The 22,757-nt window shown below is 65.4% G+C and carries 17 protein-coding genes and 1 pseudogene; 8 read left to right on the top strand and 10 right to left on the bottom strand.

The annotated features are described in order from the left end of the window. Positions 1–9: 9 nt before the first annotated feature. A complete protein-coding gene (locus tag XH87_RS25865) occupies positions 10–348 on the bottom strand; it encodes a winged helix-turn-helix transcriptional regulator (RefSeq protein ID WP_271589416.1) in 339 nt (112 codons plus the stop codon). Positions 349–421: 73 nt separating this feature from the next. Here XH87_RS25865 and XH87_RS25860 point away from each other — a divergent pair, with 73 nt between their 5' ends. Further along, positions 422–979 (top strand): carboxymuconolactone decarboxylase family protein, encoded by a 558-nt coding sequence (locus tag XH87_RS25860; RefSeq protein WP_271589415.1) that lies wholly within the window; start codon positions 422–424, stop codon positions 977–979. A 126-nt stretch (positions 980–1,105) separates the two neighbouring features. Here XH87_RS25860 and XH87_RS25855 read toward each other — a convergent pair whose 3' ends face one another. Beyond that, the gene (locus XH87_RS25855; RefSeq protein ID WP_199763203.1) at positions 1,106–2,113 is read right to left on the bottom strand and encodes a KpsF/GutQ family sugar-phosphate isomerase; all 1,008 of its coding nucleotides are present in this window, start codon (positions 2,111–2,113) and stop codon (positions 1,106–1,108) included. 192 nt (positions 2,114–2,305) lie between these two features. Here XH87_RS25855 and XH87_RS25850 point away from each other — a divergent pair, with 192 nt between their 5' ends. Beyond that, positions 2,306–4,048 (top strand): outer membrane beta-barrel protein, encoded by a 1,743-nt coding sequence (locus XH87_RS25850; RefSeq protein ID WP_271589414.1) that lies wholly within the window; start codon positions 2,306–2,308, stop codon positions 4,046–4,048. Positions 4,049–4,234: 186 nt separating this feature from the next. Here XH87_RS25850 and XH87_RS25845 read toward each other — a convergent pair whose 3' ends face one another. Both XH87_RS25845 and gltB read right to left on the bottom strand, forming a co-directional pair. Then, positions 4,235–5,686: a glutamate synthase subunit beta gene (locus XH87_RS25845; protein WP_271589413.1), complete on the bottom strand. Its 1,452-nt coding sequence runs from the start codon at positions 5,684–5,686 to the stop codon at positions 4,235–4,237. A 142-nt stretch (positions 5,687–5,828) separates the two neighbouring features. Continuing rightward, positions 5,829–10,562, bottom strand: coding sequence for a glutamate synthase large subunit (gene gltB / locus XH87_RS25840; protein WP_271589412.1), 4,734 nt, complete (start codon positions 10,560–10,562; stop codon positions 5,829–5,831). A gap of 522 nt (positions 10,563–11,084) precedes the next feature. Between gltB and XH87_RS25835 the strand changes: the two genes are divergently transcribed. Further along, the gene (locus tag XH87_RS25835) at positions 11,085–11,807 is read left to right on the top strand and encodes a hypothetical protein (RefSeq protein ID WP_271589751.1); all 723 of its coding nucleotides are present in this window, start codon (positions 11,085–11,087) and stop codon (positions 11,805–11,807) included. A gap of 110 nt (positions 11,808–11,917) precedes the next feature. On the opposite strand, the pseudogene XH87_RS25830 reads toward XH87_RS25835, so the two are convergent. Both XH87_RS25830 and XH87_RS25825 read right to left on the bottom strand, forming a co-directional pair. Further along, positions 11,918–12,040 (bottom strand): annotated as a pseudogene (locus XH87_RS25830) (alpha/beta hydrolase); the annotation flags it as partial. A 69-nt stretch (positions 12,041–12,109) separates the two neighbouring features. After that, on the bottom strand, positions 12,110–12,577 hold the full coding sequence (locus XH87_RS25825) for an Hsp20 family protein (RefSeq protein WP_035707005.1): 468 nt from the start codon (positions 12,575–12,577) through the stop codon (positions 12,110–12,112). A gap of 204 nt (positions 12,578–12,781) precedes the next feature. Here XH87_RS25825 and XH87_RS25820 point away from each other — a divergent pair, with 204 nt between their 5' ends. Then, positions 12,782–13,729, top strand: a complete 948-nt coding sequence (locus tag XH87_RS25820; RefSeq protein ID WP_035706957.1) for an alpha/beta fold hydrolase — start codon at positions 12,782–12,784, stop codon at positions 13,727–13,729. Positions 13,730–13,904: 175 nt separating this feature from the next. On the opposite strand, the gene XH87_RS25815 is transcribed toward XH87_RS25820, so the two are convergent. Further along, positions 13,905–16,679 carry a di-heme-cytochrome C peroxidase gene (locus XH87_RS25815; protein ID WP_271589411.1) on the bottom strand — a complete coding sequence of 925 codons (2,775 nt, stop codon included), beginning with the start codon at positions 16,677–16,679 and terminating at the stop codon, positions 13,905–13,907. Positions 16,680–16,876: 197 nt separating this feature from the next. Continuing rightward, positions 16,877–18,673, bottom strand: a complete 1,797-nt coding sequence (locus tag XH87_RS25810; protein WP_271589410.1) for an adenylate/guanylate cyclase domain-containing protein — start codon at positions 18,671–18,673, stop codon at positions 16,877–16,879. A gap of 234 nt (positions 18,674–18,907) precedes the next feature. On the opposite strand from XH87_RS25810, the gene XH87_RS25805 reads away from it, so the two are divergent. Together XH87_RS25805 and XH87_RS25800 are read left to right on the top strand one after the other, a co-directional pair. Continuing rightward, on the top strand, positions 18,908–19,540 hold the full coding sequence (locus XH87_RS25805) for a LysE family translocator (RefSeq protein ID WP_271589409.1): 633 nt from the start codon (positions 18,908–18,910) through the stop codon (positions 19,538–19,540). 55 nt (positions 19,541–19,595) lie between these two features. After that, positions 19,596–20,006, top strand: coding sequence for a GFA family protein (locus XH87_RS25800; protein ID WP_271589408.1), 411 nt, complete (start codon positions 19,596–19,598; stop codon positions 20,004–20,006). A gap of 4 nt (positions 20,007–20,010) precedes the next feature. Here the strand turns inward: XH87_RS25800 and XH87_RS25795 are convergent, their stop codons facing one another. Then, entirely contained in the window at positions 20,011–20,763 is a 753-nt protein-coding gene (locus XH87_RS25795; protein ID WP_271589407.1) for a sulfite exporter TauE/SafE family protein, read from the bottom strand. A gap of 90 nt (positions 20,764–20,853) precedes the next feature. On the opposite strand from XH87_RS25795, the gene XH87_RS25790 reads away from it, so the two are divergent. Beyond that, positions 20,854–21,744 (top strand): LysR substrate-binding domain-containing protein, encoded by an 891-nt coding sequence (locus XH87_RS25790; protein WP_271589406.1) that lies wholly within the window; start codon positions 20,854–20,856, stop codon positions 21,742–21,744. 46 nt (positions 21,745–21,790) lie between these two features. On the opposite strand, the gene hisN is transcribed toward XH87_RS25790, so the two are convergent. Then, on the bottom strand, positions 21,791–22,573 hold the full coding sequence (gene hisN / locus XH87_RS25785; protein ID WP_035706938.1) for a histidinol-phosphatase: 783 nt from the start codon (positions 22,571–22,573) through the stop codon (positions 21,791–21,793). Here hisN and XH87_RS25780 point away from each other — a divergent pair. Continuing rightward, a complete protein-coding gene (locus tag XH87_RS25780) occupies positions 22,545–22,742 on the top strand; it encodes a hypothetical protein (protein ID WP_271589766.1) in 198 nt (65 codons plus the stop codon). The genes hisN and XH87_RS25780 overlap by 29 nt on opposite strands. Positions 22,743–22,757 lie beyond the last annotated feature (15 nt).

Here is a 22,757-nt window from a genome sequence, read left to right as displayed (position 1 = left end):
TCGCGAGACTTAAGCGCCGCCCTTGCCCTTCCACCTCTCCGCAAACCTGTGCAGCGGCATGAACGTCTCGCACAGCTCGCGCCCGAGCGATGTCAGCCCGTAACCTCCGCCTTCGCCAAGCTCGACGAAGCCCGCCGCTCGCAGCTCCGTTAGCCGCGCCTGGAGCACTGTCGGCGAGGCTTCATCACAGGCCGTGCGCAGTGCGCGCGAGGTGAGGGGCTCCCCACGCAATTCCCACAGAATCCGCAGGCTCCAGCGACGCCCCAGGAGATCGAGCAGCGCCATGATCGGCCGTCCCGTGCGCGAGCCGCGCACGCCGTGCGATCCGGAAATGGCCTGCTTCGGCATCGTCGACCCCCTTGCGTCGTGCTACAAATAGTGTAGCATGCTGCTACGATAATTGTAGCAAAGGAGGCGGCCTATGTCTCAGGCTGCACCGCGCATCGCCGCGCTCTCGCCGCCTTATCCCCCGGAGATCCAGGCGCAGTTCGACCGCATCATGCGCGGCGCGCCGCCGCTGGTGCTGTTCCGGGTGATGGCGGGCCACGCCCGCGCCTGGGACAAGTTTCGCGCCGGCGGCCTGCTCGATCCCGGCCCGCTGTCCTTGCGTACGCGCGAGATCGTCATCGACCGCACCTGTGCGCTCAACAGATGCGAATACGAATGGGGTGTGCATGTCGCGATCTTTGCCGGGCCGGCAAAGCTCACCGAAGAGGAGATCCGTGCCACGGTGCAGGGCGATGCCATGTCGCCATGCTGGTCGCCCGCGGAGCAGGCGCTGATCGGGGCGGTGGACGCGCTGCATCATCGCGCGACGTTGAGCGACGCCGAGTTCACGGCGCTTTCGGTGCATTACGACGAGGCGCAAATCCTGGAGATCATGCTCTTGTGCGGCTTCTATCGCACGGTGTCCTATCTGGCCAACGGGCTGCGACTGCCCCTGGAGGAGAATGCGGCGCGGTTTCTGGAGTCGCTCTAGTCGCCGTCATTGCGAGCCACACTCTCGCTGTCATTCCGGGGCACGCGAAGCGTGAACCCGGAATCTCGAGATTCCGGGTTCGATGCTTTGCATCGCCCCGGAACGACTCCTTGGAGAGTGCGCGCCCTACGCCACGCCCGCCCGCAACAGATCGTGCAGATGCACGATGCCGACCACCTTGCCTGCTTCGGTCACGACCAGCGTCGTGATCTTGCGGGTGTTCAGCACCTCGATCATTTCGGTCGCGAGCATCGAGGGAGGCACGGTCTTGGGCTGCTTCGTCATGATCTCGTCGACCGTCACCGTCAAAAGGTCGGGCCGCATGTGGCGGCGCAGATCGCCGTCGGTGATGATGCCGACGGCCTCGCCCGCAGCGTTGACGATGCAGACGCAGCCGAGCCCCTTGGCCGACATCTCGACCACAGCCTCGGACATCTCGGTGCCTTCGGGCTTGACCGGAATCTCCGCGCCTGTGCGCATGTAGTCGCGGACGAATTTCAGCATCGCGCCCAGCTTGCCGCCGGGGTGGAAATGCGCGAATTCCAGTGCGGTGAAGCCGCGGCCTTCGAGCAGCGCGATCGCGATGGCGTCGCCGATCGCGGCCTGCATCAGGGTCGAGGTGGTCGGCGCAAGATTGTGCGGGCAGGCCTCGCGCGCCTTCGGGAGCTCGATCACGAGGTCGGCGGCCTGGCCGAGCGAGGATGCGGCGTTCGATGTCACCGCGATCATGGGAATCGCAAAGCGAGCCGAATAGTTCACGAGGTTCTTCATCTCCGGCTGCTCGCCGGACCAGGACAGCGCCATGATGACGTCATCGGCGGTGATCATGCCGAGATCGCCGTGGCCGGCTTCCGCCGCGTGAACGAAGAAGGCGGGCGTGCCGGTCGAGGCCAGCGTCGCCGCGATCTTGCGCCCCATATGGCCTGATTTGCCGAGGCCGGTGACAATGACGCGGCCCTTGGCCTGCCGGATCAACTCGACTGCCTTGGCGAAGGTTGCGCCCAGCGGGCCGCGCAGGGCGGCTGCCAGCGCGTTGATGCCGCCGCTCTCCGTCTCCAGCGTGCGGAGCGCGGATTCGACGCTTGTTGGAATGGGGCCGGATGATGTGGTCATCAGCGGTTTCGAACTCGGCATGGTCTGGTCCAGGGAGGAGGGGCGTTCGCCTGCTGACGCCTGCTTAGCACGCCGGATCGAGCGAGGCGACGCGGCCGCCAAAGCTCTCAACGGCTCATTAACCATAGTTGTTTTAACTCCATTAACGATGGTTCCCCGCCAGCCGGTGGAGGCTATCGCTGAAGTATTTGAATTCGTTGGGGTTATTTCATCGTGGGGTCGTCTCCAGGCACGGGCCGGAGCAAACGCGCGCAGTTCCTGCGCGCGGCTTTGCCATGCCTTGCGCTAGCGGCCCTCGGAAGCGGCCAAGCGGCTGCCCAGAGCCTCACGCCCGACCTGTTCAATCCCAACCGAGGCGGCTTTGCCTCGCCCGACAACTTGCCGACGCGCCGCACGGCCGGCGTGCCGCAGGCGCCGTCGGATGCGCTGCCCGCACTACCCGATCCCAATGCCGATCCGCGCAAGGCCCGCGAGCGGCCGGCGACCTCGCGCGTCGGGCAGGTCCCGACCTACGGCCTGCCCGCCGCCGCCGGCGCGAGCAGCTCCGGCTACGACTCGCTCAACCGCAAGCGGCAGCAGCCAAAGCTCTATCCTGGCCAGCCGAAGCCGAAGCGCCCCGCCGGTCCCGGCTCACCGGTGCCGTCCGCAACGCCAGAGCGCACGCTCGGCCCGCCGCGCATCGCGCCGCCGCCTTCCGAGACCGCGCACAAGACGCCGGTAGCCCCGGCGATGGCGGGCAACGTCCCCGGCCAGCCGTTGCGCCGCCGTCTCAAGCTGGATGACGATCCGTTCGGCGCGGTCGGCGATTATGCCGGCAGTTTCCTCATCAAGGGCGGGCTCGAGCTCTCCGCGGGCTATGACACCAATCCGACACGCCTCAACAAGCCTGTCGGTTCGCCGGCCTATGTGGTCGCGCCCGATCTCCTCGTGGTATCCGATTGGGAACGCCATGCGCTGGTCGCCGATCTGCGCGGCTCGTTCTCGGGCTACACCAACAACATGCCGGCGACGATCGACGGCTTCGCTTCGCCCTCGCCGGTCGAGGCCAACCGTCCCGATTTCACCGGCCATGTCGATGGCCGGCTCGACGTCACCCGCGATTTCAAGCTGACCTCGCAGCTGCGCCTGCGGCTCGCCACCGACAATCCCGGCAGCCCGAACGTGCAGGCCGGCCTGCAGAAATATCCTGTCTACGCCGCCTATGGCACGACCGTCGGCTTCGACCAGACCTTCAATCGCTTCCAGGTCGCTGCCGGCGCCACCGTCGATCGCACGGCGTACACGGATTCGAAACTCACCGACGGTTCGATCTTCCCCAACACCGACCGCGACTTCAACCAGTATGGCGGCGTCGGGCGTTTCTCCTACGAGCTGAAGCCCGGCCTGAAGCCGTTCGTCGAGATCGAGGGCGACACCCGCGTCCACGACCAGGCTGCCGACCGCAACGGCTACTTCCGCGATTCAAACGGCGGCTACGCCAAGGTCGGCTCGTCCTTCGAGTTCTCGCGCATCCTCATCGGCGAGATCTCGGTCGGCTATTCCGCGCGCAACTACACCGACCCGCGCCTCAGCCAGCTTTCCGGCTTCCTCACCACGGGCTCCCTAATCTGGAACGCCAGCGGCCTCACCACGGTGAAATTCTTCACCGACACGCAGATCAACGAGACCACGGTCCCCGGCTCCTCCGGCGTCCTGGTGCGCACCTACGGCGCTGAAGTCGACCACGACTTCCGCCGCTGGCTCACGGCGGTCGGCAAGTTCACCTACGGCACCTACGACTACCAGGGCCAGAACCGCAACGACAAGACCTACTCGCTCGAAACCAATCTGATCTACAAGCTCAACCGCAACATCTGGATCAAGGGCACCCTGCGGCATGACATCCTGGATTCGAACCAGGCCGGCTCGAGTTCGCAGGGGACGGTGATGCTGGTTGGGGTAAGGCTGCAGAATTGAGGCGGCGAGTGCGCGATTCGGAGCGTCGTTATCGCCATGTAACTCCGCTGCCGGCTTGACCGGGGCATCCGGTACGCCGCGGCGGATATGGTGCGTGCGCTCCAACAGGAGCCTCTGAATGCTGGATCGCCCGCCTTCGCGGACGATGACAGCGTCATTTGAAGCTGACAGCGAAGCGAGCCGCGATTATCGCGGCAGATCCGTCTTCCCCATCAAAAACGTATCGATCGATCTTGCGCACAGCCGGCCCTCGCGGATCGCCCACACCACCAGCGACTGGCCGCGGCGCATGTCGCCGGCGGTGAACACGTTCGGGCGCGAGGTCTGGTAGTCGAGCGTGTTGGCCTTGACGTTGCCGCGCGGATCGAGGTCGACCGCGAGCAGCTTGAGCAGGCCTTCGTGCACGGGGTGGACGAAGCCCATCGCGAGCAGGACGAGCTCGGCGTCAAGCTCGAACTCGGTGCCGGCAATCGGCTTGAACTTGTCGTCGACGCGCACGCAGTGCAGCTTCTTGACCTCGCCGTTCTCGCCCGAGAACTTCTGCGTCAGCACGGCGTATTCGCGGATCGCGCCTTCGGCCTGGCTGGAGGAGGTGCGCATCTTCAGCGGCCAGTTCGGCCAGGTCAGGCCCTTGTTCTCGCGCTCGGGCGGGGCGGGCATGATCTCGAGCTGGGTCACCGACAGCGCGCCCTGGCGCAGCGAGGTGCCGATGCAGTCGGAGCCGGTGTCGCCGCCGCCGATGACCACGACATGCTTGCCGCCGGCCAAAATCTCCTGGACGCCGCCGAGCGGCTCCTCGGAGACGCGGCGGTTCTGCTGCGGCAGGAAGTCCATGGCGTAGTGAATGCCGGCGAGGTCGCGGCCGGGAATCGGCAGGTCGCGCGGGGCTTCCGCGCCGCCGGTCAGCGCCACCGTGTCGTACTCGTTCAGCAACTCGCGCGGATCGACATTGCCCTCGGCGCCGACATGGCTGTTGTAGTGGAAGGTGACGCCTTCGGCTTCCATCTGCCTGACGCGGCGGTCGATGACGCCCTTCTCCATCTTGAAGTCGGGGATGCCGTAGCGCAGCAGGCCGCCGGCCTTGGCGTACTTCTCGAACAGATGCACGTCGTGGCCGGCGCGGGCGAGCTGCTGCGCGCAGGCCATGCCGGCCGGGCCCGAGCCGATCACTGCGACCTTCTTGCCGGTCTTGACGGCTGCGACCTCAGGCTTGAGCCAGCCATTGTCCCAGGCGCGGTCGACGATCGCGCATTCGATGGTCTTGATGGTGACGGGGTTGTCGTCGATGTTGAGCGTGCAGGACGCTTCGCACGGCGCCGGACAAATTCGCCCCGTGAACTCCGGGAAATTGTTGGTCGAGTGCAGATTGCGCGAGGCCTCTTCCCAATTGCCCTGGTAGACGAGGTCGTTCCAATCGGGGATCTGGTTGTTGACCGGGCAGCCGGGCGTGCCGGGCGCGACCGAGCCGGTGCCGTGGCAATAGGGAATGCCGCAGTTCATGCAGCGCGCGGCCTGGTCGCGCACCTCCTTTTCGGAGAGCGGAACGACGAATTCCTTGTAATGCTTCACGCGCTCGGCGACCGGGGTGTACTTGCGGTCGTGCCGTTCGATTTCCAGAAAACCCGTGATCTTGCCCATTAAACCCGAAGTCCCTGCCGGCTAATTCGTCTGTTGTTTCCTCAACCGTCATTGCGAGGAGCGAAGCGACGAAGCAATCCAGTGTATCCTCGAAGAAAGTCTGGATTGCTTCGCTTCGCTCGCAATGACGGGGTGTGATGTCTTAAGCCCCGATCGCGATTTTCGGCTCGGCGTCCGCGTTGGCGGCCATTTCGCGCAACGCGCGCCGGTACTCGACCGGCATCACCTTGCGGAATTTGGGCAGCCATTCCTTCCAATTGGCGAGGATGTCGGCGGCGCGCTTGGAGCCGGTCGCCTTCGCATGGCGCGAGATCAGGACGTGCAGCCGCTCGACGTCGGAGGCGAGCAGGTTCTTGAACACGTCGACCCGGCCGTGCGCCTCGAGGTCACCGGCATGGTGATAGGTGCCGGCGTTGATCAGCTCCTCCGACAGCACCGGCTCGAGCTCGACCATGCTGAGGTTGCACAGCCGGTCGAAGTCGCCGGTCTCGTCCAGCACATAGGCGATGCCGCCGGACATGCCGGCCGCGAAGTTGCGCCCGGTCTTGCCGAGCACGACCACGATGCCGCCGGTCATGTATTCGCAGCAATGATCGCCCGCGCCCTCGACGACGGCCACGGCACCCGAATTGCGCACGGCAAAGCGTTCGCCGGCGATGCCGCGGAAGTAGCACTCGCCCTCGATCGCGCCGTACATCACGGTGTTGCCGACGATGATGCTCTCTTCCGGCACGATGGCGGAGTTCTTCGGCGGCTTGACGATGATCTTGCCGCCCGAGAGGCCCTTGCCGACATAGTCGTTGCCTTCACCCTCGAGCTCGAAGGTGACGCCGTGGGCAAGCCACGCGCCGAAGGCCTGGCCCGCGGTGCCCTTGAGGCTGACATGGATTGTGTCGTGCGGCAGGCCGGCATGGCCGTAGATCTTGGCGACCGCGCCCGACAGCATCGCGCCCGCAGAGCGGTTGGTGCTGTTGATCACGGCCTCGATCTTCACCGGCGCGCCGCGGTCGAGCGCAGGCGTCGCCTTCTCGATCAGCGTGCGGTCGAGCACCGCCTCCAGATGATGGTTCTGGCGCTCGGAATGATAGATTTTCTGGCCCTTCTCTTCCTTCTGCTTGACGAAGAGCTTTGAGAAATCGAGCCCCTTGGCCTTCCAGTGGGCGACGAGCCTGGTCTGGTCGAGCAGCTGCACCTGGCCGACCATCTCGTTGAAGGTACGGAAGCCGAGGCTTGCCATGATCTCGCGGACTTCCTCCGCGACGAAGAAGAAGTAGTTGATGACGTGCTCAGGCTGGCCGGTGAAGCGCTTGCGCAGGACAGGGTCCTGGGTGGCGACGCCGACCGGGCAGGTGTTGAGATGACACTTGCGCATCATGATGCAGCCGGCCGCGATCAGCGGCGCGGTGGCAAAGCCGAACTCGTCTGCGCCGAGCAGCGCGCCGATGACGACGTCACGGCCGGTGCGGAAGCCGCCGTCGACCTGGACCACGATGCGGCTGCGCAGCCGTTCGCGCACCAGCGTTTGATGGGTTTCGGCGAGGCCGATCTCCCACGGCGAGCCGGCGTGCTTGATCGAGGTCAGCGGCGAAGCGCCGGTGCCGCCCTCGAAGCCCGCGATGGTGACGTGGTCGGCGCGCGCCTTGGCGACGCCCGCGGCCACCGTGCCGACGCCGATCTCGGAGACCAGCTTGACCGATACGTCGCCCGTCGGGTTGACGTTCTTGAGGTCGTAGATCAGCTGCGCCAGATCCTCGATCGAGTAGATGTCGTGGTGCGGCGGCGGCGAGATCAGGCCGACGCCCGGCGTCGAATGCCGGACTTTTGCGATGGTGGCGTCGACCTTGTGGCCGGGCAGCTGGCCGCCTTCGCCGGGCTTGGCGCCCTGCGCCATCTTGATCTGCATCATGTCGGAGTTGACGAGATACTCCGTGGTGACGCCGAAGCGGCCCGAGGCGACCTGCTTGATCGCCGAGCGCATGGAATCGCCGTTCGGCATCGGCTTGAAGCGGTCGGCCTCCTCGCCGCCTTCGCCGGTGTTCGACTTGCCGCCGATCCGGTTCATGGCGATCGCGAGCGTGGTGTGCGCTTCGCGCGAGATCGAGCCGAAGCTCATCGCACCCGTGGCGAAGCGCCTGACGATGTCCTTGGCCGGCTCGACCTGGTCGAGCGGCACCGGCTTGCGTTTCTCTTCCTCGGCGCCCTTGATCCGGAACAGGCCGCGCAGCGTCAACAGGCGCTCCGACTGCTCGTTGAGGATCTTGGCGAAGGCGCGATAGCGCTCCTGGGAATTGCCGCGCGCGGCGTGCTGGAGCAGCGACACCGACTCGGCAGTCCAGGCATGGTCCTCGCCGCGGCTGCGATAGGCATATTCGCCGCCGACGTCGAGCGCGCTCTTGTAGACCAGCGCTTCGCCGAACGCGTCGGCATGACGGCGCACGGCCTCTTCGGCGATCTCGGCCAGGCCGACGCCCTCGACGCGGGTATGCGTGCCGGCGAAGAACTTTGCGACGAAATCAGCCTTCAGGCCGACCGCGTCGAAGATCTGCGCGCCGCAATAGGACTGGTAGGTCGAGATGCCCATCTTGGACATCACCTTGAGCAGGCCCTTTCCGATCGACTTGATGTAGCGCTTGACGATCTCGTAGTCGTCGAGCGAGCCGGGCAGGCGGTCCTTCATCGCGATGATGGTCTCGAACGCGAGATACGGATTGATCGCTTCGGCGCCGTAGCCGGCAAGGCAGGCGAAATGATGCACTTCGCGCGGCTCGCCGGACTCGACGACGAGGCCGACCGAAGTGCGCAGTCCGACGCGGATCAGATGATGGTGCACGGCGGCGCAGGCCAGCAGTGCCGGGATCGGCACCCGGTCGGTGCCGACCATGCGGTCGGACAGGATGATGATGTTGACGCCCTCGCGCACCGCGCTTTCCGCGCGCGCGCAAAGCTCGTCGAGAACCTGGTCCATGCCGGCCGCGCCGAGACCGGCGTGGAAGGTGGTGTCCAGCGTGCGTGACTTGAAGTGGGTGTCGGCCACCTCGGAGATCGAGCGGATCTTCTCCAGGTCCGCGTCGGTCAGGATCGGCTGGCGCACTTCGAGACGCTTGGTCGTGGCCATGCCCTGCAGGTCGAACAGGTTCGGCCGCGGTCCGATGATGGAGACGAGGCTCATCACCAGCTCCTCGCGGATCGGGTCGATCGGCGGGTTGGTGACCTGCGCGAAGTTCTGCTTGAAGTAGGTGAACAGCGGCTTGGCCTTGTCCGACAGCGCCGAGATCGGCGTGTCGTTGCCCATCGAGCCCGCGGCTTCCTCGCCGGTGGCCGCCATCGGCGTCATCAGGATGGCGATGTCTTCCTGGCTGTAGCCGAACGCCTGCTGGCGATCGAGCAGTGACAGGTTGGAGCGCACGCCTGTTGTCGGGACCTTCGGCAGCTCTTCCAGCACGATCTGGGTCCGCTCCAGCCATTCCTTGTAGGGATGACTCTTGGCGAGCTCGGCCTTGATCTCGTCGTCGGGGATGAGACGGCCCTGCTCGAGGTCGACCAGCAGCATCTTGCCCGGCTGCAAGCGCCACTTGGTGATGATCTGGTCCTCTGGGATCGTCAGCACGCCCATCTCGGACGCCATCACGATGCGGTCATCCTTGGTGACGAGATAGCGCGCGGGCCTGAGGCCGTTGCGGTCGAGCGTGGCGCCGATCTGGCGGCCATCGGTGAAGGCGATTGCGGCGGGGCCGTCCCACGGCTCCATCAGCGCGGCATGATATTCGTAGAAGGCGCGGCGCTTCTCATCCATCAAGGGATTGCCGGCCCACGCCTCCGGAATCATCATCATGACGGCGTGCGGCAGCGAGTAGCCGCCCTGCACCAGGAATTCGAGCGCGTTGTCGAAGCAGGCGGTGTCCGACTGGCCTTCATAGGAGATCGGCCAGAGCCGGTTGATGTCCTTGCCGTAGAGCTCGGAACTCACCGAGGCCTGGCGCGCCGCCATCCAGTTGGTGTTGCCGCGCAGCGTGTTGATCTCGCCGTTATGCGCGATCATGCGATAGGGATGCGCCAGCGACCAGGCCGGGAAGGTGTTGGTCGAGAAGCGCTGGTGCACAAGCGCAAGCGCGCTCTCGAAGTCCTTCTCATGCAAATCGGGATAGTACTTGCCGAGCTGGTCGGCGAGGAACATGCCCTTGTAGATCACGGTGCGGCAGGACATCGAGCAGGGATAATATCCCGCAAGGCCACGGTCGCGGCGCTGGTAGATCGCCTGCGAGATCGACTTGCGCAGGATGTAGAGCCGGCGCTCGAACTCGTCCTCGGTCTTGGCGGTGCCGTTGCGGCCAATGAATACCTGCATGCAGGCGGGCTCGGTCGGCTTCACGGTGACGCCGAGCGAGGAATTGTCGGTCGGCACGTCGCGCCAGCCGAGCAGGGTCAGCCCCTCTTCCTTGATCTGGTCGGCGATGATGCTCTTGATGACGTTGCGCCAGGCGGTATCGCGCGGCATGAACAGCGCGCCGATGGCGTATTCGCCTGGACCCGGCAGCGCAAAGCCGAGCTCCTTGGCCTTGCGGCTGAAGAAGGCGTGCGGAATCTGCACCAGGATGCCTGCGCCGTCACCGGCGCGCGGATCGGCGCCGACAGCGCCGCGATGCTCGAGATTGCAGAGGATGCTCAGCGCGTCCGAGACGATCTCGTGCGACTTCTTGCCCTTGATGTTGGCGATGAAGCCGACGCCGCAGGAATCCTTCTCGAGGGAGGGGTCGTAGAGGCCCTCCGCCGTTGGGCGCGAATTGTGTTCCTGAATCGGATCGGTCGTTTTCGAGGCGACCGTCGCCGACAGCTCTTCTGCCACGATGTTTGCGCGCTCGAATTGCGACCCGTTCATTGTTCCTGTCCTCTCCATGCGGCAAGCTGCCTCACCGCCACCTTCGGCGCACCTTGGGCGTCCCGCGGCACCCGCTCCTGGGCCACCGCTCGTCCGCTGCGAGCCGCATTTTCTTAAATTCAGGCCTAGGCGCTCTTCGTCCCCGAGAGCGGCTTTGCCTGGTACCTTGCCGACGCTCGAGAGCACCGGTTTTCGCTGCAATCCCTGTGCCGGGGCCGCAAGCAAAATTGAGACAGTCTTCCTGTCCTAAACGTCACCTTGCCAAATTTTTGTCTAGCACACAAGCGCGCGGAAGTCCCGATTCCCGATATGTCAATCAATCGCTTTCCAAAAGTTGCGCGGCCCCGGTTTTGAAGCAAACGCGCCCCGATCCGGCCCCGCGCGTGCCGGAATCCCCAATGAAGCTTCGGATCAACCCTTCGGAAGGCGCGCCACGCCACGAGAAGCGAAAGAGGGCGGCCATCGGGGGCCTGACAGGAGCGTCTCGACCAGGAGTTTTTCACAGGATGTGTCGCCGCCGCGCTGGCGCTGGCTGCAAGTGCGGGCCACGCCCAGGTTCCCGCGAGCGGTATCCGGAGCGGGGCTGTGATCGCGGTGTCGGATTTCGACGGCCCCTATGCGCCGCCGGAGGTCGCGCCGCCCCCGCCGCGTTACGGCTACGGCTATGGCTACGAAGAGCGTGGCTCGGCCACGGCGCTTTTGCCGGCCACCGAGGTCTATGCGGTGCTGCGCGAAAACGGCTTCTTGCCGATCGGCATCCCAAGCCTGCGCGGCAGCGTCTACACCATCGCGGTGATCGACCGCCGCGGCGACGATGGCCGCCTGGCGATCGACGCCCGTGACGGAAGAATCTTGCGCTTCATGCCCGCCGCTGATGCCTACGGCATGGCGCCCGCCTATGGCGAACCCGCGGTCGCGCCTTACGGGCCGCAAAGCGCGCTGCCGCCGCCGACCGTGATCCGCAGCGGTCCGCCGCGCCCGCCGGCTCTGATCCCGCATGTGGCAAGCCGCGCCGTGCCGCTGCCCAAGGCCGCCCCGCGGCGCGCCGAGACGCCGGTCGCTGCCGCGAAGCCGGTGGCACCGGTGGCGGAGCAGGCCCAGCCACCGCGGGCGCAGCCTTCGCGGCAAGCGGCCGCCGCGCAGGCCAAGCCCGCCGATGCAGCTGCGCCAACCGTCGGCCAAGCCAAGCCTGCCCCTACCATCCTGCCGACGCAGGAGATGCCGGCCGCGCAGGGGCTGGATTAGGGCGACGCGAGTTTGACGCGACAGTGCCCATCACGCCATCGTGGGGACGACATCGGGGAGTGAGTTGGCCAAAACGAAAGGCACCTGAGACCTCAGGCGCCTTTTGCATTTCAGCATCGCGCTCGGCTCCGCCCATACCTCGCCGCCTCCAGGATCAGATTCGCCACTTCCTTCGGATGCGACGCCAGCGAGAGGTGACCGGCATCGAGCGCGATCGTGGTGGTGTTCATGCGCCCGGTGATGCCGTGCAAAAAAACGCCCCGGGGCACCGGGGCGTTTTCGTAACCTGGAAGTCGCTTGGCTTAGGCGGCTTGCGCGGCCGAGCCCTCGATCACTGGCGCCTTCGGCGCGCCGGCGTTGATCGCGATCTGGCGAGGCTTCTTGGCTTCGGGTATCTCGCGTACGAGGTCGACGTGAAGCAGCCCGTTCTCGAGCGAGGCGTCCTTCACCTGCACGAAGTCGGCAAGCTGGAAGGCGCGCTCGAACGCACGCGCGGCGATGCCGCGGTAGAGCACTTCGTTCTTGCTGTTTTCGTTGGCGACTTTCTCGCCCTTGATCGTCAGCGTGTTTTCCTTCGCGACGATGGAGAGCTCATCCTTGGAGAAGCCGGAGACCGCAACGGTGATGCGGTAGGCGTTCTCGCCGGTACGCTCGATGTTGTACGGGGGGTAGCCGGGGCTGCCGTCCGAACTGGCTTGATCGAGCAGGTTGAAGAGGCGGTCGAATCCGACCGTGGAACGATAAAACGGCGTGAGATCGTAGGTACGCATGGTCAAGTCCTCCATTGAGCGACTGTTGGCTAACCCGCCCGCCATCGGGCCGGGCTTTCGTCTGTGTGCAGCCTGGCGTTTCGGTTCCGAAACACTGGTAGCGGCCTGCACGAAAATGATATGGGTGGAACGAGACGGCGTTCAAGAGGGCGGGATAAGCGCCTTTTCGGCGCTCCCGCCCCTTGATTTCTAGCACTTCCAAACATGACGCTGGTCTCGATCCCGTCCAATCCCGTTCCCGAAAACGTCGTGAGCGGCACCATCAAGACCCCCGATGGCGCCGAGCTGCGCTTTGCGCGGTGGGCGCCGCCGGCGAACCGCAAGGGCACCGTCTGCGTCTTCACCGGACGCAGCGAGCAGATCGAGAAATATTTCGAGACCGTGCGTGACCTACGCGACCGCGGCTTTGCGGTGGCAATGATCGACTGGCGCGGGCAGGGCCATTCCTCGCGCCGCCTGCGCGATCCGCGCAAGGGCTATGTGCGCGACTTCTCCGATTTCGAGATCGACGTCGAGACCTTCGTGCAGCAAGTGGTGCTGCCGGATTGCCCGCCGCCCTTCTTCGCGCTCGCCCACTCGATGGGCGGCACGGTAATGCTGCGGGTGGCCCATGCCGGCAAGCGCTGGTTCGACCGCATGGTGCTGTCGGCGCCGATGATCGACCTGCCGGGCCACACCACGTCGTTTCCCGTCCGTGCAATGCTGAAGACGATGCGCCTGCTCGGGCAGGGTGGCCGCTACGTCCCCGGCGGCAGTGACCGTCTCACCGGGCTCGACCCTTTCATCAACAATCCCCTGACCAGCGATCCCGTGCGCTATGCGCGCAATGCCGCGATCCTGGAGGAGGATCCGACGCTCGGACTGGCGTCACCGACGGTCGCCTGGGCCGATACCGCCTTCCGCGCGATGCACACCTTCAAGCGCGTGAACTACCCTTCCCAGATCCGCCAGCCGATCCTGATGCTGGCGGCCTCCAACGACACCGTGGTCTCGACCGCCGCGATCGAGGAGTTCGCCTATCATCTGCGCGCCGGCTCCCATCTTGTGATCGCGGGCGCCAAGCACGAGATCCTGCAGGAGCAGGACCGCTACCGCTCCCAGTTCTGGGCGGCCTTCGACGCCTTCGTCCCGGGCACGCCGCTGTTCAAGTGAGCGCTTGAGCGGGGGGATCGTGCCGCGAACTCGTCATGCCCGGGCTTGTCCCGCCTGCGCGGCCGAAGCCGCTTCGGCGAGGCGAAGGCCCGGGCATCCACGTTCTTGGTGCGGGGGAAAAGTTCGTGGATGGCCGGGACAAGCCCGGCCATGACGACGAAGAACTCTGGTCGCGTTAAAGCGTCTTCAGATACTCGATCAGATCGTAGCGCTCGGCGTCGTCCCTGAACATGCGGCCGATGACGCCCGGCCGTTTCGGTTCGCCCTCCCTAAGCTCGAAGGAATGGCCGAGCACGCTGTTGCCCTGGATTGGCTTGCCGTCAGATCCCGTCGCGGAGAACTCCGTCTCACCCGTCTTGCAACGGTCGTTGGCGATGACTGCGAAGCCGACGGTGTCAGGGTCATAGTCGCGGCGGCCCATACAGAATTTTTGCGGGCGCTCGCTCGCCGGCTTCAGCAACCAGTACAGCGAAGGCACCGAACCGTTGTGCAGGTAAGGCGCCGTCGCCCAGATGCCGTTCAGCGGGCGCGCGCGATAGCGCGGATCAGGCGCGGGATTGAGGCAGTTCTTGCGTGCGAGATTCCATATCTTCCCCCGCTCGGCCTCCGGGATTTTCTCGTCGTCCATCCATTTGCGCGCGACGAGATCGACCACCGTCATCAGGCCGAGCGCATAGACCATCTCGTTGGGCGAGGTGCTGGCGGTCGGGACATCGCATTGCCACCATTTCTGCAGGTCGGCCGTGTTCACCTTCAGGAAGCCGGGCACATCGACGGTCCTCTTGCCGAGAACAAGCGATTGTTCTGGATCCGTCTTGATCTCGTCGAGAGGGATCGTCACCGCGTTCAGGACCCTGCTGTCGCCGCTCGGCTCCCAGTGCTTCGACGACCAGAAGGCCGGGGTGTCGATGGCCGGCAGGTGGCAGCCGGAGCACATCTCGGCGTAGATGGCGCTGCCGCGCTCGACGCGATCGGGCTTCAGCTTCCATGCGTCGCCGAGGATCTGCGAGGGCCATTTCGGCGCGAGCAGGCCGCCGAACCTCGGTCCGCTGGAAGGATCGGCCGCCTTGAACGGATCGGGACCTCTCAGCATGTCCTCGATCCAGCCGAGCGTCCTGATGTTCACCGAGGAGCGCCACAGCCTGTCCTCCGGATAGGCGTCGGACTGGTTGAGGAGCGCCGTCACGCCGAGGGCTTCGCCGGCGTTGCGGATCAACGGCTGCTCGATCGAGGCATCGTATTGGGCGAACTTGAACCACGGCACGGTCCAGATCGCGGGGTAGCTGACCGGCGCGTCTTGGGCATGCAGGTTCTTCTCGAATCCCTTGACGCCGCTCAAAGCAAGGTCCTGCGAAAAGACCTGGTTGCCGATGCGGTTGAGAGCGTCGAGACGGCCGAACCCTTCCTCGGTGTCCTGTTGCTGCTTGCCGTCCCAGGTCTTCTTGCCCTCGATCGTCTTCTCGTAGTTCTTGGTCCAGTCGATCAGGAAGCTGCCGATCGCGCCGAGCTTCTGCTTGAGCGCGGCGCGGTCCGTCTTGCTGGCCTCAGGACCGAGCACGCGATCGGCAAAGCGCTGGAAGCGGAATGGGACGTACAGGGTGTAGGCGATCGACAGACCGGTCGCGAGCTCGAGCTTCTTCAGGTCGGTCATCGCCGCGCCGCCGTCGAAGCGGACATCGACGCCCTGATAGTGGATATGGCCGGTATGACATGCCGCGCAGGTCAGTCCGATCTTGTCCTCTTCGCGGCGGCCCGTCGCGGGATCGACGACACCGGTCATCCGTGCGAAGCCGACCGGCAGGCCGTCGACGTTCTCCGCCGGCGTCCATCTCGTCGACCAGTCCGACACCTGTGTCGTCTCGTAGACATTGGCGTAGCCGAAGCGGCGCAGCGTCGCCGCGTCGGTCTGGATCGTCTGCGGGCTCGGGATGAAGCCGAAGCGCTCGAGATAGGCGCTGTCCTTGACCATGCCCGGCTTCGAGAACAGGTGAAGCTGTGGTTGCTCCAGCGCCACGAACCACTCATAGGGCACCGGGAACGTCGCGGTGCCCTGGCTGGCATGGTGGAACCAATGCCGGTCCTTCAGCGACCAGTTCTGCTCGAGCCAGTAAGCTGCCTTCGTTTCGGGGACTGCAGGCAAGGGCGGCGGCAGCAGGTTCACGAGCACGCCCTTCTGGGGCAGCATGGCGCGGACCTGGTTGGGGAATTCGGCGACGGCCACCAGGGCGACCAGGCCAAGGCCGATGACGAACGCCGTGAGCGCGAACGCCCAGCGAAAGCGGAGCTGGCAGGCCGACAGCAGCGGCTGCGACAAGATCCGCTGGTTGATGCGGTCGGGGAATTTGCGCTGCTCGAACAGCGTGCGCACGTCGGCCACGCTGAGATAGCGCTCCTCATCCCGCTTGCCCTTGCCGATGATCTTCAAGAGGATGGGCCATTCGAATTTCATCAGCAACGGGTAGTACCAGCGTGCGGCGCTGCCGGCGCGCTTGAGGTTGTCGCGCATGAAAGTCTTGATTTCCGCGGCGTTGAGGCCGGGCTCGCTGCTGCCGGTGTTCGGGTCGGTGTAGGTCCGGCCGAAGCTCGCGAGCCGCGCGATCTCGTCCTCGTTGACCTTGCCGTCGACGCCGAGGATGCGCGAGCCGGCGCCGCGCTTGTCGAGCGGGCCGCCGCGAAGCGCGTCGAGCTGCGCGCCCAACCAGATGCTCTTCAGGACGTGACGGAAGCCGTTGGCGATGAGCGCAACGCCGCGGACCTGGATGCGGGCCGAGACCTTCTTCAGCCCGGTCTCGCCGGTCGCATTCGCGATGGTCTGCGACAGCGTGTTGAGCGGGACGGTCCCGCCGTCGACGAAGCCTTCGCCGACGAGGCCGCGCAGGAACGGGCAGGGATTGTTCGGCGAGACCGGGATCGAGGGATCGAAGGGCGGCTTCGAAGCGGGGTGATGCATGGCCCAAATCCTGAAGACAGCGAATCGTGCAAGGCAGAGGCGCCGGATCAAGCGCAAAAAGTCCTAACAAATCGACAGTAGACTATACTACTTCAGCGTGTGGCGAAGTGTGGCGGAATTCACTGTCGTGTCAATGAAGGCGGTGCGGGGCCCCAAGAGGCCACGCTCGAGACTGCTGAGGAACCGCGATCTGCCGTTCAGGACTCGGCTGCGCGTTTGACGTCGCTCTGCACCAGGGTCAGCTTGCCGAGCGGCACGCCGGCCTTCAGCAGACCGTCGCGGTAATGGGCGATGTCCTCGGGCCGCTTCCAATGGAAGTTGCGCAAGTGCCTGTCGACATTCAGGGTTGGATAATTACCCATCAGCACGCCGGCGGCCTCGCTCGCCTCGCCGCTTCGTCCCATTTGGGCCAATGCCGCGGCGCGGATCGCCAGCGCCTGCATGTGATTCGGATTGATGTAGAGCTGCTCGCGGGCCCACGACAGGGTCGCGTCATATTGGCGCAACAAGTAATGGCTGAACGCGTTCAGCGCGGCCCATTGGTAGCGCGGGTCGCTGTTGTCGCGTTGCGCGGCCATCGAGAACAGTTCGATCGCCTCGCGGTGCTCGCCGATGACGAAATGGCAGATGCCGAGCACGCCGCGTGCGCCATTGTCGTAAGGGTTGAGCGCGACCGCGCGCTTGGCCGCATCCATCGCCGCGTCGTAATGCCCCTCCATTGCATGCGCCCAGGACAGGATCGAGAACGCAAAGGAGGAGCGCGGGTCGAGCCGGACGCTGGTTTCGGCGAGGTTCATCGCCTCGGCCCACATCTCGCGCGTACCCTTGACCCAGCCGAACTGGATGCTCTGGATCTGGATCGTTGCCAGATAGGCGTGTGCGATCGACAGTTTGGGATCGAGCCCGATGGCCTCCCGGAACAGGTCGACGGCGGCGGCCAGATCCTCCTTGGTCTGCCGGTAGTAGTGCGACAGCCCCTTGAGGAAACGGTCCCAGGCGCTCACGTCGGTCGAGAGCCGCGCCGGCGCCGAGGCCTCGGCACGGACGATCTCGGTGGCGATGGCGGCGGACAGGTTGGTGGTGATCTCGTCCTGCATCGCGAACAGGTCGCCGATGTCGCGGTCGTAGCGGCCGGTCCAGAGCTGCTCGCCGGTCTCCGGCGCGATCAGCTCGGCGGTGACGCGAATCTTGGCGCCCGCGCGCCGCACCGAGCCCTGGATCAGATAGGTGGCGTCGATCTCGCGCGCGATCAGCCGGGTGCTTACGTTCTTGCCCTTGAAGGCGAAGGTCGAGTTGCGGCTCAGCACCCGATAGAAGGATTGCAGCGACAGCGCATGGATCAAGTCCTCGGTGAGGCCGTCGGAGAAATATTCGTCCTGGGCGTCGCTGAGATTGGCGAAGGGCAGCACGCCGACGATCGCGGTGCGGTATTGCTGCGACAGCGCCGAGGCCTCCCGTAGCTCGGGGGCAAGCGCCGGCGCACCGTCGGGCATCCAGGTCCAGACCCCGATCGCATCCTTGATGTTCTTGAAGCGATGGTTGCCGGCATCGATCAGCGGCACCGAGAGATGCTTGCTCGCCTCCCGGTAGGCCTTGGCCGAGATGGCGAAGCCGCCGGGGCTCGCCACCGATTCCAGGCGGACGGCAATGTTGACATCGTCACCGAAGACCTCGTCCTCATCGGCGATGACATCGCCCATGTGGATGCCGAGTCGGAACTGCATGGCGCGATCGCTCGGCAGATGCCGGTTGCGCTCAGCCATCAGCGTCTGCATCGCCATCGCAGCCTCGGTGGCGCCGACGATCGAGGGGAACTCGAGCAGGAAGCCATCGCCGGTGTTCTTCACGACGCGGCCGCCGTGATTGAGGATGATGGGATGGATCGCGCTGCGATGGGCCTTGAAGGCGGCATGGGTGCCGGCCTCGTCGCTGCCCATCATGCGCGAATAGCCGGCGACATCGGCGCAGACGATGGCGGCCAGACGTCTTTCCATATCCGCGAAGCTCCAAGGGACTTGTAAGGGACCTACGACCGGCCACGGCGTGGCAGTCGCCTCGAATCCTGGATTTCAAGAACCCTGCCTTTATAGAGCAGATAAGGCCAAGCGGAAGCATGATCCGCATTGCAAATTCGAGGTAAATCCTACGCAATCCCGGCGGTGGACGGGGACGGGCGAACCGTCTAAGCGGAATCAAGACCGCCCGGACGGGCCGCGGGGGCACTTTGCATGCTGGGCATTCACGAGATCGAACTTTTCATCCTGGCGGGCGTGCTGCTCAACATCACGCCGGGTCCGGATTCGGTCTATGTGATCGGCCGCAGCATGCAGATGGGGTGGCGGGGCGGCGCCGCGGCCGCCTTTGGCATCAGCTGCGGCTGCTTTGTCCATGTCGCGGGCGCCGCGATCGGGCTTTCGGCCCTGCTGATGGCCTCGTCGACCGCGTTCTCGATCCTGAAGCTGGTCGGCGCGGCCTATCTGGTCGTGACCGGCCTTCAGATGCTGTGGTCGCGCCCGGTGCTGGCGTCGGCGATCGACGAGCCGGTGCGGAGTTCCCTGCGGCGGGTCTTCCTCCAGGGTGTTTTCACCAACGCGCTCAATCCCAAGGTCGCGCTGTTCTTCCTGGCCTTCCTGCCGCAATTCGTCGCAGCCGATGCGCCGCACAAGCCGCTCGCCTTCCTGACGCTCGGCCTGATCTTCATCTCGACGGGGACGCTGTGGTGCCTGGTGCTCGCCGCGTTCGCCGCCAAAGCCGCGCACCGGCTGCGGCAGTCGGAGGGCGCCATCGCCTGGGTCAATCGTGCGCTTGGCGGTCTCTTCATCTATCTCGGCATCCGCGTTGCCATGCTGGAAAGCCGGTAAACCCATTCGAACGAATGAGGAGCGGCCCGATCGAGGCCGCGCCGGGGAGGGCTCGATGATTCGTGGCAGCTGTCTGTGCGGCGCCGTGCGTTTCGAGATCGACAAGGTGCGTGCGATGACGCACTGCCATTGCGCCAATTGCCGCAAGCTGACCGGCGCGGCCTTTGCCACCTACGCCCATGTCGACGCCGACAAGTTTCGGTTCGTCGCGGGCGAGGACATGACGGTGTCTTACGAATCCGCGCCGGGCAGTTTCCGCCATCGCTGCAAGACCTGCGGCTGTCTGACGCCGGGCAAGGCGAGCTACCTGCCGACCGTCAGCATCCCCGCCGGCCTGCTCGATGACGATCCGCAAGTCAGGCCGCGCCTTCACGTGTTCACCTCATCACGCGCGCCATGGTGGACGATCAGGGACGACCTGCCCCAGCACGAAAGATGGGTGCCGGGTTACGAGCCGAGATCGTAGGTCCTCAGGCGAATTCCTTCACCAGCGCGCTGCCCGCCAGATAAAGGCCGAGCAAAATCATCGCGATCAGGAACCAGCGGCGAAACGCTTCCGCAGGCATCCGCGCCCGCACCGATTGGCCGATGAACATGCCGGCGAAGGCCATGGCAAGGCCCACGGTGCCCGGCACGGCATTGGCCGGTGTCAGCAATCCGGCGCCGGTCAAGTTGAAGGCGAGCGCCAGCGTTGCGGTCGTGAAGAACACGCCGAGCGCCTGCACCAGCTCGTCCTTTTCCATGCCGATCGCCTGCATGAACGGCATCGAGGGGATCACCTGCACGCCGGTCGAGGCCGAGATCACGCCGGTGACGACGCCGACCACGCCGCCGACCCACTTCTCGTTCCCAGGCGCGACGCGGAACTGGAATCTGTTCAGACCGATCACGGCGTAGATGACGAGCAGAGCGCCGAGCACGATCGTGCCGTAGCGCGCATGGGGACCGGTCAGCGCGCCGGCATTGAGCCAGCATCCGATCACGGTGCCGATCATCAGCGGCCACAGCCGCCTCAGGATGTCGCGCAAATAGGGGCCGACGAAGGTCTGCCAGATGTTGGTGATGATGGCGGGCACGATGACGATGGCAATGGCGCGGCTTGGGGTCATGCTGACGGCGAGCAGGCCCATGGAGACGGTCGGCAGGCCAAGCCCGACCACGCCCTTGACGAATCCGGCGATCAGAAAGACGGCAGCGATGAGAATGAGAAAAGGGTCGATCATGCCGCGCACATTGACCGATGCCGCGATCAGGCACAATCTGGAGGTTACGGAGAGAGCCTTCGTCAAGGACGAAGGCTAAGGGGACAAGGCATGCGCTTCGACCTCGTCGACCTCCAGCTCTTCATCGCGGTCGCCGACCAGCGCAGCATCACACGCGGTGCCGAGCGGTCGCATCTGGCGCTGGCCTCGGCCAGCGCGCGCATCAAGGGGCTCGAGGACGCGCTCGGCGTCGCGCTGCTCAAGCGCGGGCGCCGCGGCGTCGAGCTGACCGCGGCCGGCGAGAGCCTGCTCGATCATGCGCGGCTCGTCATCCACCAGATCGACGCCATGCGCGGCGATCTGGCCGGCTTTGCCAGCGGCGTGCGCGCCAGCGTGCATTTCCTCGCCAACACCTCGGGGCTGTCGGAGCATCTGCCGAGGGCGCTCGCCGGCTTCCTGCGCGCCAATCGCGACATTGCCGTCGACATTGAGGAGCGCGAGAGCACCGACATCGCGGCGGCGATAACCGCCGGTGCGGCCGATCTCGGCTTCGCCGCCGAGCACGCGCTGCCAGACCATATCGAGCGCTTCGTCTTCAGCGAGGATCGCCTGACGCTGGTCACCTCGCGCCGCGGCCCGTTCGCCGGCCGGCGTCAGATCGATTTCCAGGAGGCTGGGTCTTGCGACTTCGTCGGGCTGACCAGCGCCACCGCGCTCCAGGTTCACATCTCGAAGCATACCGCGCGGCTCGGCATGCGTCCGCATTTCCGCGCGCGTCTGCGCGATTTCGACGCGATCTGCCAGATGGTCGCCGCCGATGTCGGCGTTGCGCTGGTGCCGGAAGCCGCCGCCCGCCGCTGTGCCAAACTGATGCCGCTCGCCATGGTCCGCCTGCGCGATGCCTGGGCCAACCGGAGGCTCGTGATCTGCGCGCGCAGCTTCAAGACGCTGCCGCGGCCGGCGAAGCTGCTGGTGGAGCATCTAAGGGCAGAGGCGGTGTGAAATAACTCAACGCCACCGCATCCGTGGTGCGCACCTCTCCCGCCTGCTATTGGTTCAAAAGCCTCAAGGCCTCTTCGTGAACCCGCGCGTCGCCGGCCGCGATGATGCGGCCGCCGCCCTGAGCCGGCTTGCCTTCCCACGTGGTGACGACGCCGCCGGCGCCGGTCACGATCGGGATCAGCGCCGCGATGTCGTAGGGTTTCAGTTCGGTCTCGACCACGAGGTCGACGTGGCCGGCCGCCAGCATGCAATAAGAGTAACAGTCGCCGCCGTAGCGCGACAGCCGCGCGCCTTGCTCGATGCGGCCGAAGATGGCGCGGTCGCTCTCGTTCATCAGCAGGGGGCTGGTGGTGTAAGTCGTGGCTTCCGAAAGCGAAGCGCAGCGGCGGACCTGGAGTCGGCGCTCGCCGGAGGGCCCTTTATAGTTGGCCGAGCCGTTGTCGCCGGCAAAACGCTCGCCGATGAAGGGCTGGTGCATCATGCCGTAGACTGGTGCGCCCTTGTGCAGCAGTGCGATCAGCGTGCCCCAGATCGGAAAGCCGCCGATGAAGGATTTGGTGCCGTCGATGGGGTCGAGCACCCAGACATAGTCGGCATCGTCCCGTTCGTTGCCGAATTCCTCGCCGACGATGCCGTGCTGGGGGAAATTGGCCTTGATCAGCCGCCGCATCACCGCCTCCGCTGCGCGGTCGGCCTCCGTCACGGGGTCGAAATCCTTGGTCTTGCTCTTGTCGTCGATCGACAGCGAGGTGCGGAAGAATGGCAGGATGGTTTCGCCGGAGGCGGTGGCGAGCCGTCCAATGAAGGCGGAAAAGTCGATCACCGTCACGGGAATCCTCGAAGCGAAAGTTTGGATGAAGCTCGCCTCCTGCCTAGCTCAATTCGTCTCCCGCGTGCAGCGCTGTCTTGATTTGCACCCTGGTATTTTGGATGCCGAGCGCTTTGCCTCGTCCCAGTCATCTGATGGCCAAATATCGATCACAGAGTTGAAAACTTAGTTCCGAAGTTGCCTT

The sequence above is a fragment of the Bradyrhizobium sp. CCBAU 53415 genome, from assembly GCF_028128735.1.
Lineage (GTDB): Bacteria > Pseudomonadota > Alphaproteobacteria > Rhizobiales > Xanthobacteraceae > Bradyrhizobium.
Note: the sequence above shows the minus strand (reverse complement) of the source record. Positions and strands in the feature narration are given on the sequence as shown.